At 35.5% G+C, this 14,608-nt stretch carries 11 protein-coding genes; 9 read left to right on the top strand and 2 right to left on the bottom strand.

Annotated elements, in window-relative coordinates; translation table 11 throughout:
- Positions 1 to 337 precede the first annotated feature (337 nt).
- The gene (locus F6K40_RS21290; RefSeq protein ID WP_293139106.1) at positions 338 to 2,740 is read left to right on the top strand and encodes a type IV pilus secretin family protein; all 2,403 of its coding nucleotides are present in this window, start codon (positions 338 to 340) and stop codon (positions 2,738 to 2,740) included.
- 1,513 nt (positions 2,741 to 4,253) lie between these two features.
- A complete protein-coding gene (locus F6K40_RS21285; RefSeq protein WP_293139105.1) occupies positions 4,254 to 5,522 on the top strand; it encodes a RuBisCO small subunit-like domain-containing protein in 1,269 nt (422 codons plus the stop codon).
- Positions 5,523 to 6,738: 1,216 nt separating this feature from the next.
- On the opposite strand, the gene F6K40_RS21280 is transcribed toward F6K40_RS21285, so the two are convergent.
- Together F6K40_RS21280 and coaD are read right to left on the bottom strand one after the other, a co-directional pair.
- A complete protein-coding gene (locus tag F6K40_RS21280; RefSeq protein WP_293139104.1) occupies positions 6,739 to 7,425 on the bottom strand; it encodes a DivIVA domain-containing protein in 687 nt (228 codons plus the stop codon).
- Positions 7,380 to 7,886, bottom strand: a complete 507-nt coding sequence (coaD, locus tag F6K40_RS21275) for a pantetheine-phosphate adenylyltransferase (RefSeq protein ID WP_293139103.1) — start codon at positions 7,884 to 7,886, stop codon at positions 7,380 to 7,382. Before coaD ends, F6K40_RS21280 begins: the two co-directional genes overlap by 46 nt.
- A 366-nt stretch (positions 7,887 to 8,252) precedes the next feature.
- Between coaD and F6K40_RS21270 the strand changes: the two genes are divergently transcribed.
- From F6K40_RS21270 to F6K40_RS21240, 7 genes are all read left to right on the top strand, one after another.
- Positions 8,253 to 8,423 carry a hypothetical protein gene (locus tag F6K40_RS21270; RefSeq protein WP_293139102.1) on the top strand — a complete coding sequence of 57 codons (171 nt, stop codon included), beginning with the start codon at positions 8,253 to 8,255 and terminating at the stop codon, positions 8,421 to 8,423.
- Positions 8,424 to 8,587: 164 nt separating this feature from the next.
- Positions 8,588 to 10,336, top strand: a complete 1,749-nt coding sequence (locus F6K40_RS21265) for a helicase-related protein (RefSeq protein WP_293139101.1) — start codon at positions 8,588 to 8,590, stop codon at positions 10,334 to 10,336.
- A gap of 700 nt (positions 10,337 to 11,036) precedes the next feature.
- Entirely contained in the window at positions 11,037 to 12,191 is a 1,155-nt protein-coding gene (locus tag F6K40_RS21260) for a DNA-processing protein DprA (protein ID WP_293139100.1), read from the top strand.
- 9 nt (positions 12,192 to 12,200) lie between these two features.
- Positions 12,201 to 12,641, top strand: coding sequence for a hypothetical protein (locus F6K40_RS21255; protein WP_293139099.1), 441 nt, complete (start codon positions 12,201 to 12,203; stop codon positions 12,639 to 12,641).
- Between the two features lie 72 nt (positions 12,642 to 12,713).
- On the top strand, positions 12,714 to 13,271 hold the full coding sequence (locus F6K40_RS21250; RefSeq protein ID WP_293139098.1) for a hypothetical protein: 558 nt from the start codon (positions 12,714 to 12,716) through the stop codon (positions 13,269 to 13,271).
- 9 nt (positions 13,272 to 13,280) lie between these two features.
- Positions 13,281 to 13,541, top strand: coding sequence for a hypothetical protein (locus F6K40_RS21245; protein ID WP_293139097.1), 261 nt, complete (start codon positions 13,281 to 13,283; stop codon positions 13,539 to 13,541).
- A 9-nt stretch (positions 13,542 to 13,550) separates the two neighbouring features.
- A complete protein-coding gene (locus F6K40_RS21240; RefSeq protein WP_293139096.1) occupies positions 13,551 to 14,468 on the top strand; it encodes a hypothetical protein in 918 nt (305 codons plus the stop codon).
- The last annotated feature ends 140 nt before the right edge of the window (positions 14,469 to 14,608 follow it).

Here is a 14,608-nt window from a genome sequence, read left to right as displayed (position 1 = left end):
ATGGGATAGAGGGTGTTGTAGTTCACCCCGTTAAGGTAACACTTAATTAAAACTAAGTCAAGGAATATTTTTCTATAGATTTAGTAACTATAGAATGGCAAAAATTGAGAAGGCACAATGATTTGTTCAGAACCCATTCTCAAAATACTCTTGTAGAAATCAAAATTTAGGTAGATACCAAAGTTTACTCAAACAGTATTCCTATCTAGGACTACCAAAATCAATAAAAAAAGAAAAACTTAAAAAATGATAGCTCCAAAGCTTTAGAAAAAGCCCTATACTCTAGCCCAAGACCAACATCTGAATCAATAAACAAGCCTAGCGTGGAGTGAGGAAAGTGAAACAGCAAATTCAATTTAGTAGTGGACTGTTAACTGGAGTCGCAGCAGTAGTCATAGCTCAGACCCCAGCCTTTGCAGTAACCCAAATTACCCAAGTTCAGTTAAGTTCAGCAGACGGCGGCATGAATATCGTCTTAGTCACAAACAACGGCGATCGCCCCGAAGTATTCTCAGTCAACAGAGACAACTCTTTTGTCGCAGACATAATCAATGCCCAACTCAGCTTACCCCAGGGCAACAAATTTCGGAAAGATAATCCGGCCCCTGGCATAGAATATGTAGAGGTAATGCAGGTAGATGCTAATAGTGTGCGGGTAGTTATCCGAGGCAAGGAAGGTCCTCCCAGAGGCAGGATTATCCAAGGAGGAGGCCAAGGAATTATTCTTAGTGCTGCCACTAGCTCAGGAGAAATAGCTCAAGGACGCCCCCAACCCAATAGTTTTCCCCCACCCTCAGAAGCATCACCTCCTCCCTCACAACCTCAAACCCCACCAGTACAACCTCAAAGAAATATAACACCGCCAAGAGAAAGGACTACAACTCAAGAGTCAGAGGTACTATTACCAGACTCAGGACTAACAGGAGATGGTTTCCCTACTCTGCCAGGACAACCATCTCCTAGTGAAGTACCACCCTTGTTGCGACGAGCAGTAGCACCACCAGTAGGTGATATAGCAATATCTAATATCAACCCTTCAGTAGAAGTTATAGATTTAAGCACCCAAGAAAGAATACCTCGTTTAGTATTGCGAGATGCTCCAGTTAGAGATGTTTTGGCTTTACTAGCTAGGGCAGCAGGATTAAACGTGGCCTTTAGTTCGGGTGAAGAAACAGAAGAAGGGGGGCAGACTATTTCCCTAGATATTGAAAATGAGCCAGTTCAAGATGTTTTTAATTACGTTTTACGTTTGAGCGGGTTACAAGCAAACCGAGTAGGTAACACAATATTTGTGGGGCAAGAGTTACCAGCACCAGCTAGAAACGTTGTGGTTCGTTCCTTCCGTTTAAACCAAGTTCCGGTTCAAGAGGCTGCAGGTTTCTTAGTTAGTCTAGGAGCTGAAAGTGCTATAGTTACAAGCCAACCTATAACTCAGGTTAATACAGTTAATATTCCGGGAACTAATCAGGCAATTACAAATACTGAAACAATTACAAGAACAGTTATTCAACCCCTGCGCTACGACCCACAAGACGCTCCCCCAATATTGGAGGGTTTGCAAGTAGCAGTTGATAATCGACTCAATAGTATTACCTTAGTTGGTTCGCCACAAAAGGTAGAAATAGCAGCAGCTCAATTAATTCAGTTAGATTTACGACAACGGCAAGTAGCTGTAAACGTCAAAGTTATAGATATTAACTTATCAGCTAATGAACAGTTTAATAGTAGTTTTTCTTTTGGGATTAATGACAGTTTCTTTATTCAAGATAATGGAGCAGCATCTCTAAATTTTGGTAATCTCCAACCTGCCGATATTACACAGCAAGATGGTAGTGTTCTTTCTCGTCCTGTAGCCCCTAACCCAATTTCTGGAGACCCCTTCTTTGATACTCAACGTAGATTTGAAGTTCCATTTACAGGTATCCCTAATGTTAATCAAGGTAGAGGTACTTTCCTCAGGCCAATAGCTCCTACAACAAGTGAACCTACAAGAGTTGGTATTACAGATATTGATCCATCAGAGATAGATGTTACTGACGATGGAGTACTGGAGGTAGAACTAGGAGAAGCAACCTTTAGTTTGTTCCCGCAAATTTTGTATCCTAGAAGATTTCTGTCCCAGTTACGGGCTACTGTTAACAGTGGTAATGCTAAAATTCTCACCGATCCAACTTTAGTAGTTCAAGAAGGGGAAATTGCTAGTGTCAGACTTGTGGAAAATATCGTCCGAAGTATTGACAGTAATTTTACAGATGATGGCGGTACCAGTCGAGAAACCAGAACTGTTCGGTTTGAAGATGTAGGTTTGACCCTAGCTATACAGGTGGAGAGAATAGACGATAATGGCTTTGTAACTGTAACAGTAAATCCAGAAGTAAGCTTCATTTCCGACAGGATACAAACAGATGCTAATAATCTCAATGAGTTTGGTACAGAAATTGCCAGGCGTCGGGTTGAATCTGGTAGAATTCGTCTGCGGGATGGACAAACTCTAATTATTTCTGGCATTATTCAAGAGCAAGAAAGAACAGAAATAAATAAAGTGCCTATTTTGGGAGATTTACCGATTATTGGTCCCCTATTTCGCAGTAGTCAAAATGAAAATCAACGAGCGGAGACAATTGTACTACTGACTCCTCAAATACTTGATGATGGCGATCGCTCTTCTTGGGGCTACCGATATAATCCCAGTCCAGATGCTTTGCAGATGATGGAAAGGGGTCAGCCAAGACCACGCTAAAGTTTAGATATATGTTAGGGATGGCGTCAATTTGAACCATCCCACTTTGGTTGATTGACATACTCCCGACGTTGCCTTTACGGGAAAAATAGGGATTCTTCAGTCTGGGAAACCCTGACCGCTGCGCATGACAGAGGTGATGTCCTCCCCCTGTGTTGACATTGATAATAACAAAATGCTCCTAAAAGTGTCAAGGGCCTATGAACGTTTAGCTTATGAAGGTATCCGAATCCTGGCCCAGGCTTTCATCCCGACGCTCCCCCTCCCCCCTATGCACGGGGGGTTAGGGGGGATGGAGAGCGCGGGACTTCCCGCCAGGAAAGTTAAAAAACTCAGACGTCTTAGTTTTTGCGACTGTCTCAGGAAGCTAGACTCAAATAATTAGCTAATTTGCATTTTTGATTCTCGATTAGCAAACATTTAGAGGAAGGAAACTAAGTTGAATAAAAAATCATGCCTATAGGCGAAGTAACCTATCTAAATATTATGATATCACAAAAATTGTGAGGAAGCAACGGAAATTCCTTTGACACGCGATTTTTTTCCAGAGCTTGAGAAAATGACAATGCTGGCGATTTTCCACTTAGGAGGTATAGATGGAAAAGCTTTGATGAGGGAAAAGCAAGCATTTAGAGAGCTTCATAAGATGAAAAAAATTCTGCTATTGCTCCTGAGAAAATTCCTGAAGATTTGATGGTCTCTCAGTCAGGCAATTTAGTTGAATAAAAAGTCATGCATATAGGCGAAGTACCCCATCTAAATTTTAGAATATTGTTCCTAAGAAAATTCCTGAATATTTGATTGCCTCTTAGCTAAAATATTTGGTTGAATAAAAAGTCATGCGTATAGGCGAGCAACCCCATCTAAATTTTAGAATATCACAAAAATTGTCAGGATGCAACGGAAAATTCTTTGACGCGCGGAAATTTTTAGGTAGCTCTAGAAAATGAAAATGTTGGTGATTTTTCATTGAGGAGATATTGATAGAAAGATTTGATGAGGGAAAAACAAACATTTCTGGGAAGCTTTCTAAGATGAAAATATTTTTGTATTGCCTAATCACCACTGCTGACTCGTAACTCAAAAATTTAATCGCGGGCAAAGATACTAAATGGCTTCTCTATAGCTTTCTAGATTTAGATTCGTTTTGAATCTATTGCTATTTTACGGAAAATTAAACCCACTTAACTTAATTTAGAGTATACCATCGAACTTGCTCTTTTAACTTGAAACTTCTTAGAGTATTAAGCAAGAATTATACACTCAAAGCTCAAGTATTTATCATAGTTGTGGTCAAATTCCCGATTTTAGATAAAAACCCCAAATCCACAGAAAATTTCAAATTCTTCTTAAAGCTTAAACCAAGAAAATTCAATTCCAAAGAGTAACCTTAAACCTCAACAAACATTAACTTGATAAATATTGCCAGAAAAATGATATGGTGACTAACAAATAAGGTTTGAAACCCACCCTTTCAACCTGAGTTACTGATAACTGATAACTAATAACTGAAATGCCATATTACATATCACCCAGATTCATAGATAAACTAGCAGTTCACATTACCAAAAATTTCTTAGACTTACCCAGAGTAAGAGTACCTTTAATCTTAGGAATCCACGGACGAAAAGGAGAAGGAAAAACTTTTCAATGCCAATTAGTATTTGAAAAAATGGGAATTGAACCTGTCACAATATCCGGCGGAGAATTAGAAAGTAAAGATGCGGGAGATCCTGCACGTTTATTACGTTTACGTTATCGAGAAGCGTCGGAAAAAATCAAAGTTCAAGGTCGAATGTGCGCCTTATTTATTAATGACTTAGATGCAGGTGCAGGTAGATTTGATGCGGGTACTCAATACACAGTAAATACTCAATTAGTAAATGCTACTTTGATGAATATTGCCGATAATCCTACTAATGTACAATTGCCTGGTAGTTATGATGAAACTCCACTACATCGAATCCCAATTATTGTGACTGGAAATGATTTTTCTACTCTTTATGCACCTTTAATTAGGGATGGTCGAATGGTGAAGTTTTATTGGGAACCAAACCGAGAAGAGAGAATTGGTGTAGTGGGTAGTATTTTTAAAACAGATGAACTTTCTGCCACAGATATTGAGAATTTAGTAGATGAATTTTCTGACCAAGCTATAGATTTTTTTAGTGCTTTACGAAGTCGGATATATGATGAACAGATTCGTGATTTTATTCATCAAGTAGGAATAGAAAAAATTTCCAGACGGGTAGTGAATGCTGTGGAAAAAATTCCAGATTTTCCCAAGCCTAATTTTAATCTCTCCCATCTTCTAGAATATGGAAAAATTATGGTTGGAGAACAACAACGTATTCGAGAGTTGCGGTTAGTAGAAGAATATAATCAATCTCGATTGTTCGGAGTTTCTCAAACGAACCAACCGGAACAATTTACGCCAAATTATAACTATTCATCTCCAGAAGTAACTAAGTCTAATCAGTTAACAGAAAATAGGATTAATAATGATGTTAAAAGTGGAAATGTCAGTGCAGATGTAAGGGAACAGATACAAAAAATTCTCCAAGATGGTTTAAAAATTGGGATGGAATATGCAGATAAACGTAGATATAAAACTGGTTCGTGGAAAAGTTGCGGACAAGTAGAGAATAATCAAGAACAGGAAGTGATTGATGCTCTAGAAAATTGTTTATCTGAACATCAAAATGATTATGTTCGCTTGATAGGAATTGATCCTAATATTAAGCGTAGAGTAGTGGAGACAATTATTTACAAACCTAATTAACTAGAGTATTGAGAAACTTCAAACCACAATCCTTGATTTGCCATGATTGGTAAAGCAGCCATATTTATCTGATTTTCTCGTTGAGAAAACTGGGCTAATTTGACAATCAATTTATAGATGCTATTTAGTATCTTTCCCCACGGTTAATTTTTTGAGTTACGAGTCGGGAGTGGAATAGAGGCAATAAAGAAATATTTTCATCTTTGAGAGTCTGCCATAAATGGTTGTTTTTCCCTTGTCAAATCTTTTTTTTCATCTGTAACTTCCTAGGATGGAAAATTACCAACATTTTCATTTTCTAAAGCTCCTAAAAAATTTGGCGCGTCAAAGGATTTTGGGTTGTCTCCTCAGAATTTTTGTGATATCATCAAGATTAACTGGGTTAACTCGCCCTCATGCATGACTTTTTATTCAACCAAATTTGATGACTCAGAGACTTTTCAATCTTCACTAATTTCTTTCAAGAGCAATACAGAAATATTTTCATCTTGAAGAGCTACCCATAAATGGTTGTTTTCTCTCATCAAATCTTTCCTTTCCATCTATAACCTCCTAGCGCGGAAAATTACCAACATTTTCATTTTCTAAAGCTCCTGAAAAAATCGGCGCGTCAAAAGATTTTGGGTTGTCTGCTCACAATTTTTGTGATAAGCTAAAGATTAACTGGGCTAGCTCGCCCTTATACATGACTTTTTATTCAACTAAATTTGATGACTCAGAGACTTTTCAATCTTCACTAATTTCTTTCAAGAGCAATACAGAAATATTTTCATCTTGAAGAGCTACCCATAAATGGTTGTTTTCTCTCATCAAATCTTTCCTTTCCATCTATAACCTCCTAGCGCGGAAAATTACCAACATTTTCATTTTCTAAAGCTCCTGAAAAAATCGGCGCGTCAAAGGATTTTAGGTTGTCTGCTCACAATTTTTGTGATAAGCTAAAGATTAACTGGGCTAGCTCGCCCTTATACATGACTTTTTATTCAACCAAGGATACCTATAAGACTTCCTTCCGCTTTTCAACTGTCGCCGACATAAAAAGCGGAGTAAGTGCGACAGCTATATTACTCAAGTTGTGGAAAGGAAAATCAATGTAAAAGATACGCTTAGGAATTCTATAGATGCTATTTAGTATCTTTGCCCACGGTTAATTTTTTGAGGCACCGACTCATCCATGGCAAAAAGCAATACAGAAAAAATGCTGAAAAATACTTCCCTACTCCCTACTCCCTACTCCCTCTTGAGTAGGATTTAACGGAGTTACTAAACCTTCATCTCCTCCTAATTGTTGACGACCATTACGAATAACTTGGAGCATATCCGTTAACTGCTGTTCAATACTATCAAGTACATGGTCAGCATAGTCATCAGCACCATTCTGAATTTCATCAGACTCAGCGATCGCTCTAGCTCTCATTTCTTCAAGTTCTTGTTGAGCTTGATAGCGAATTTGTTCAATTTCAGCAATAGTAGCTTGTTGAATTGCTTCACAATCTTGCTGAACCTGATTTCTAAGTTGATCTGCTTCTAGTTTGGCCTGCTGTACAAGGCCCATTTCATTTAAAATTTGGTCAGCTCGTTGTTCAGCATTTTCAATAATCTCTTCCGCATAAAGTTCAGCTTCTTGAAGAATTTCATCTTTATGCCGAACAATCATTTCAGCTTCCTGAAAAGCAACTGGTAAATTCAGACGTACAATATCTAGTTGGTCTAATAACTGTTCTTCATCTATTAAAGTACGTCCCACAAAGGGTATTCTCGGACTATCAAGGATAATCTCCTCCAGTCGATTTAGTTCTCGCTGGATATCTACTCCAGGGGCACCACTGGTGGATTCACTCTCTACATTTTGCCCACTTACCTCTGGTTCAATATTGGCTTTGGCTGAGTTTTGTCGTAACATTTATAAATATCAATAGCAATGTGCTGAGGAACGAGATGATCTACTGAGCCACCAAAAATGGCGATTTCTTTAACTACACTACTACTTAAAAAACTATATTCATTAGAGGTAGCTAAAAAAACGGTTTCTATTTCAGGTGATAAGGTTTTATTAGTGTGGGCCATTTGTAATTCTTTTTCAAAATCTGAAAGAACCCGTAGACCTCGAATCAGGACTTTAGCCTGTTGCATTTTTGCATAGTTTACCGCTAAACCATCAAAACTGGCTACCTCTACATTAAGCAAGTGTTCTGTGGAATGGCGAATTTGATTCAAACGCTGCTCAATGGTAAATAAAGAGGTCTTACTAGGGTTTCGCAGTACGGCCACAATTACTTTTTCAAACAGGTTACAACCTCTTTCTATAATATCTATATGACCGAGGGTAATAGGATCGAAACTGCCTGGATAAATTGCAATCACAATATAAGTTATGTAAAAGCTACTAAAGTATTTTAGCAACCTTTTTCACAGAAGAGGGAGTAGGGTTCAATAATTAGTAATTAATAATTAACAATTAATAATTACCTCTTCTTAAAAATAAGAGGATTGCTTCAAAATAATTTTTTGCTTCTCTTAGTCGATTGGATATGGTTAGGTTTATTCAGCATCCCATCCTAAGGTCATGCTCCGCTTGCCTACCGCTTGTTTCTCCTTAAAAGGAGAGGTTTTAAACTTTAATTTTTTGGTAAATAATTGATAAGTATAGAGTGGGATAATTGATTTAATTTTTGATTATTGGAGATGTCTATTAATAACTTGTAATAACTTGAGGAGAGAATATATAAATTGACAGATATAAATCAACAAAAGGCATTATCTTTACTCCAACTAGCGCTTAATAATCCTACTGCTGAATTTAGAGATGGTCAGTGGGAAGCAATAGCAGCTATTACTGAAAATAAAAGCCGTCTTTTAGTTGTGCAACGTACTGGGGAAAAAGTTTTGTCTATTTTTTAGCTACTCGTTTACTTAGAGATCAAGGGAAAGGTGTAAGTTTATTAATTTCTCCCCTTTTAGCATTAATGCGAAATTAAATTTCCGCAGCAGAACGAATTGGAATTAGCGCTCAAACAATTAATTCCAGCAATTCGGAAAAATGGGAAAAAGTCGAAAATGATTTAATGGCGGGAAAAGTAGATATCTTATTAATTTCTCCTGAAAAATTAGCTAATGAAAACTTCCGAGAAAATATTTTAATTCCTATAGCTAAAAATATCGGCTTATTTGTAGTTGATGAAGCTCACTGTATTTCTGATTGGGGGCATGATTTTCGCCCAGATTATCGACGCATTGTTAGGATTTTACAAGCTTTACCACAAAATATTTCTGTGCTTGCTACTACTGCTACTGCTAATAATCAAGTGGTGGATTATCTTGCTGTTCAACTAGGTAAAAATCTGGAAATATTTAGGGGTTCATTAACTAGAGATAGTCTCCAATTACAAAATATTTACTTACCGAGTCCTGCTTCTCGTTTAGGATGGTTAGCAGAACATTTACCTAATATTTCTGGCAGTGGAATTATTTATACTTTAACTGTGAGAGATGCGGAAAGAGTTGCTAATTGGTTAAAGTCTCAAGGAATAAATGTAGCAGCTTATCATAGTAATAAAGATACAGAAGAGCGAGAAGAATTAGAACGGCAATTATTGAATAATGAAATTAAGGCATTAGTTGCAACTGTAGCTTTAGGAATGGGTTTTGATAAACCAGATTTAGGCTTTGTTATTCATTATCAACGTCCTGGTTCGGTGGTACATTATTATCAACAAGTAGGGCGTGCAGGTAGAGCGGTGGAAAATGCTTATGGTATTCTTCTTAGTGGTGAAAAAGATGAAGAAATTACCGATTATTTTATTCAGACTGCCTTTCCTCCTGAAGCTCATAATCAAGCAGTTTTGGCTGCATTAAATGAAGCAGAAGATGGTCTTTCTGTTCCGATGTTAGAGGAAAAGTTGAATCTTACTAATGGGCAAATAAATAAGGTTTTGAAGTTATTATCTATTGAGACTCCATCTCCAGTAAAAAAAATTAAGTCAAAGTATTATGCTACTCCAATTAATTATCAAACAGACACAGAAAAAATAGCAAAATTGACTGAAATACGTTATCAAGAACAAGCTCGAATGCGGGATTATCTGAAGAGTCAAGAATGCTTGATGGAATTTCTCAGAAAAGAATTAGACGATCCAAATCCTCACCCTTGCGGTAAATGTGCTATTTGCTTAGGAAAACCACTTTTTCCAGAGAATATTTCCTCAAAATTTGTGACAGAAGCTGTGCAATTTTTACGACGTAGCGAACAAATTATTGAACCTCGGAAAATATGGCCGAAAAATGCTTTATTAACTTATAATTTCAAAGGCAAGATATCTGAAGACTTAAAAGCAGAAACTGGGCGATCGCTTTCTCTTTGGAATGATGCTGGTTGGGGTGAATTTGTGAAAAAAGGAAAGTATCAAGAAAAATATTTTGATGATAGTTTAGTTCAAGCTACATACGACATGATTCAACGTTGGCAACCTAAACTTTTTCCGTCTTGGGTGACTTGTATTCCCTCTTTAAATCGTCCGAAACTTGTGCCTAATTTTGCTGAACGTCTTGCTCAAAAATTAGGTTTACCCTTTGTTCGGTGTATTATAAAAATTCGTCAGACTTCACTACAAAAAGAAATGAGTAATAGTTACAAACAAGCTCATAATTTAGATGGTGCTTTTGAAATTAATAATTGGGAAGGAATTAGTGGAAATGTGTTTTTAGTAGATGATGTTGTAAATTCAAGATGGAGTTTTACTGTTGTTACGGCACTTTTAAGAAAAGCTGGCAGCGGTCAAGTTTTTCCATTAACTTTAGCAATAAATCAATTTTGAATAAGGAATAAGCAAGACCAAAGTTAGCAAACCTTTTCAATAATTAATAGTTAACAATTAACAATTAATAATTACCTTTTCTGTAATCTAAGGATTGGTTAAAAGGAATATTTTTTGGCGTTAGTGATAGGTGGCTATGATTTTTCTGGATCTAGAAACCGGGGAAAGTATAAAATGCCCATACATACTAACATCTGTCTCGAACAAATCCGGTTTCTTATAACAACCTCGCCATTATTTCATAGCTCGGTTCACCAATGCTGATTTTTTCTTTTTTTCTCCCTAAAAGGAGAAGCTTTAAACCTTAGTTTTTTGGTAAATAAATAATGGCAATTAGTTAATTAATCTATCCCACTATTCTTGAAACCGTTAATAGCAACTCTAGCTTGAAAATATGGGTAAATTTGAGTTAATAAAGACCTCTCCCCCAACTCCTTTCCTGCAAGGAGAGGGGAAACTATTTTCCTCTCTTTCTAAGAGGTACAGTTATTTTTCTTCTTTATCTATTCCCTGTTTCCCAAATTACAACTCTGTAGGGACGTTGTATGCAACGTCTCTACCTGCTTACTACTCACTAAAACAAACGAGTTTTGTACTTCACAAGTATGGGAATTGCTATATGTGAATTTACTTGCTCTAAACAATGTTTTTTTGCTAAATAATATAAATAGAGATACCACCTGAAAATTATCTAATAAAAATGCTTAATCATGTTTTATCTCCAGATGCACAAGTGATTTTATTACTATGTGCTAGTTTTGGTCAAAATAGAAATATCCAGCCACAACCTTTAACGCTAAGTGAGTATAATCGACTTGCCAAAGTTTTAATTGAAAATCAACTCAGACCAGGAGATTTATTAAGTGCAAAAGGATTAAATATACTGACAAAAATTAATGATGAAAAATTAAACTATGAGCGGTTAGTAGCTTTATTGGAAAGAGGTGGAATTTTAGCTATTACTTTGGAAAAGTGGGTTAATCAAGGTTTATGGATTATCACAAGAAGCGACAAAAATTATCCTATAAAATTAAAGCGGAATCTCCAACATTTAGCACCAGCAATTATTTATGGTGTAGGAAATGTAGAATTATTAGAAAAAGGCGGATTAGCAATTGTGGGTTCTCGCGATATTAATGAAGAAGAAATTGAATATACAAAGAGGGTTGGAAAAGTTTGTGCATCTCAAGGAATTAATGTAATTTCTGGGGGTGCAAAGGGGATAGATAAAGAAGCAATGTTAGGAACTTTAGAAGCAGGTGGTACTGTGGTTGGAGTTTTTGCAGATAGTTTAAATAAAGCGTCTGTTTCTAAAAAATATCGTGATAGTATTAGGGATGGTAAATTAACTTTAATTTCTACTTATGACCCTAATGCTGGATTTAATGTTGGTAATGCAATGGGTCGAAATAAATATATTTATGCTTTATCTGATTATGCTTTGGTTGTAAGTAGTAGTTTAAATAAGGGTGGTACTTGGGCAGGTGCTACAGAGGTTTTGAAGAAATATCAGAAAATACCTGTATTTGTGAAGGTGGAAGGAAAAGTTAAAGAGGGAAATCAAGCACTTTTAGATAGAGGAGGAAAGTCTTTTCCAAGAGAACCGTGGAATGGGAATTTAAAGGAACTTTTGTCAGTCTCAAAATCTCAGTCAAATTTGCTAGAAAATAATTTATTGCCAGAGTCGGAAACTCCGGTAAATATTTCTGCAAAAACAACTCAATCAGAATCAAAAACTCAGTCAAATTTGCCAGAAAAGAATTTATTGACAGAATTGGAAAATTCGGTAAATATTTCTCCAAAAACAACTCCATCAAAATTCAAATCCCAGTCAAATCTGCCAGAAAATAATTGATCGCCAGAATTGGAAAATTCGGTAAATTTTTCTGCAAAAACAAGTCAGTCAAAATCAGAAAATCCATCAAATTTGCCAGAAAATAATTTATTGACAGAATGGGAAAATCCGGTAAATATTTCTGCAAAAACAACTCCATCAAAATTCAAATCCCAGTCAAATCTGCCAGAAAATAATTTATTGACAGAATGGGAAACTCCGGTAAATATTTCTGCAAAAACAAGTCATTCAAAATCAGAAAATCCATCAAATCTGCCAGAAAATAATTTATTGACAGAATGGGAAAATCCGGTAAATATTTCTGCAAAAACAACTCCATCAGAATCAAAATCCCAGTCAAATCTGCCAGAAAATAATTTATTGACAGAATGGGAAAATCCGGTAAATATTTCTACCAAAACAACTCCATCAAAATTCAAATCCCAGTCAAATCTGTCAGAAAATAATTGATCGTCAGAATGGGAAAATCCGGTAAATATTTCTGCAAAAACAAGTCAGTCAAAATCAGAAAATCCATCAAATTTGCCAGAAAATAATTTATTGACAGAATGGGAAAATCCGGTAAATATTTCTGCAAAAACAACTCCATCAAAATTCAAATCCCAGTCAAATCTGCCAGAAAATAATTTATTGACAGAATGGGAAAATCCGGTAAATATTTCTGCAAAAACAACTCCATCAAAATTCAAATCCCAGTCAAATCTGCCAGAAAATAATTTATTGACAGAATGGGAAACTCCGGTAAATATTTCTGCCAAAACAAGTCATTCAAAATCAGAAAATCCATCAAATCTGCCAGACAATAATTTATCGCCAGAATTGGAAAATTCGGTAAATATTTCTGCCAAAACAAGTCATTCAAAATCAGAAAATCCATCAAATCTGCCAGACAATAATTTATCGCCAGAATTGGAAAATTCGGTAAATTTTTCTGCCAAAACAAGTCATTCAAAATCAGAAAATCCATCAAATTTCCCAGAAAATAATTTATTGACAGAATGGGAAAATCCGGTAAATATTTCTGCAAAAACAACTCCATCAAAATTCAAATCCCAGTCAAATCTGCCAGAAAATAATTGATCGCCAGAGTTGGAAAATCCGGTAAATGTTTCTCCAAAAACAAGTCATTCAAAATCAGAAAATCCATCAAATCTGCCAGAAAATAATTTATTGACAGAATGGGAAAATTCGGTAAATATTTCTCCAAAAATAAGTCATTCAAAATCAGAAAATCCATCAAATCTGCCAGAAAATAATTTATTGACAGAGTTGGAAAATCCGGTAAATATTTCTCCAAAAACAACTCCATCAAAATTCAAATCCCAGTCAAATCTGCCAGAAAATAATTGATCGCCAGAGTTGGAAAATCCGGTAAATATTTCTCCAAAAACAAGTCAGTCAAAATCAAAATCCCAGTCAAATTTGCCAGAAAATAATTCATTGCCAGAGTTGGAAAATCCGGTAAATATTTCTGCCAAAAAAACTCATTCAAAATCAGAAAATCAGTCAAATTTGCCAGAAAATAATTTATTGACAGAATGGGAAAATCCGGTAAATATTTCTGCTAAAACAACTCATTCAAAATCAGAAAATCCATCAAATCTGCCAGAAAATAATTTATTGACAGAGTTGGAAAATCCGGTAAATATTTCTGCCAAAACAAGTCAGTCAAAATCAAAAAATCAATCAAATCTGTCAGAAAATAATTTATTGACAGAATGGGAAAATCCGGTAAATATTTCTCCAAAAACAACTCTATCAAAAGTTGAAACAAAATCGAATTTATCTATTTCCGAAATAAGTAATCAAAGCATTTATGAAAAAGTCTTACCTATCATATTGGAAAATTTAAAACAGCTACACAATGAAAAAGATTTAAGTAAAATATTAAAAGTTCGAGTTGGTCAATTACGTTTTTGGTTAAATCAAGCTTGTGCTGAAGAAAAAATAATCAAAACTAAAAAACCAGTAAATTATAGAATTTATGCCGAAACTCAAGAACATCAAAATTATCAAATTTCAACACAGCAATTAAGTATTTATGAAGCAGTTTTGCCCATAATCCTTGAGAACTTAGAGAAACCACAAACAGATAAAGATTTAGCTACAAAGTTAAATGTAAATATTGGTCAATTACAAGATTGGTTAAAAATAGCTAAAACAGAAGGTAAAATAATTTCACAAAATCAATCTAATACTTATGTAATTTCCCAAGACATCAAACAGTTATCTTTGTTTGATACAGTAGAAAATAATGAGGAAGGATTAGATTGGTAAAATTTTTCCTAAAAGAGAGAATAGGGAAAAGTAATTTATAATTGATAATTGATATAGCAATTCCCACAGTTATAAGGCACAGTTGTTTTTCTTATTTTCTACTCTACTACTGTAGGATGGCAGAAATAACAATTTGCAGA

The sequence above is a fragment of the Okeania sp. SIO3I5 genome (assembly GCF_010672085.1).
In the GTDB taxonomy this organism is placed as follows: Bacteria; Cyanobacteriota; Cyanobacteriia; order Cyanobacteriales; family Microcoleaceae; genus Trichodesmium.
The sequence above is the reverse complement of the archived record's forward strand: the minus strand, read 5'-3'. Positions and strand labels throughout refer to the sequence as shown.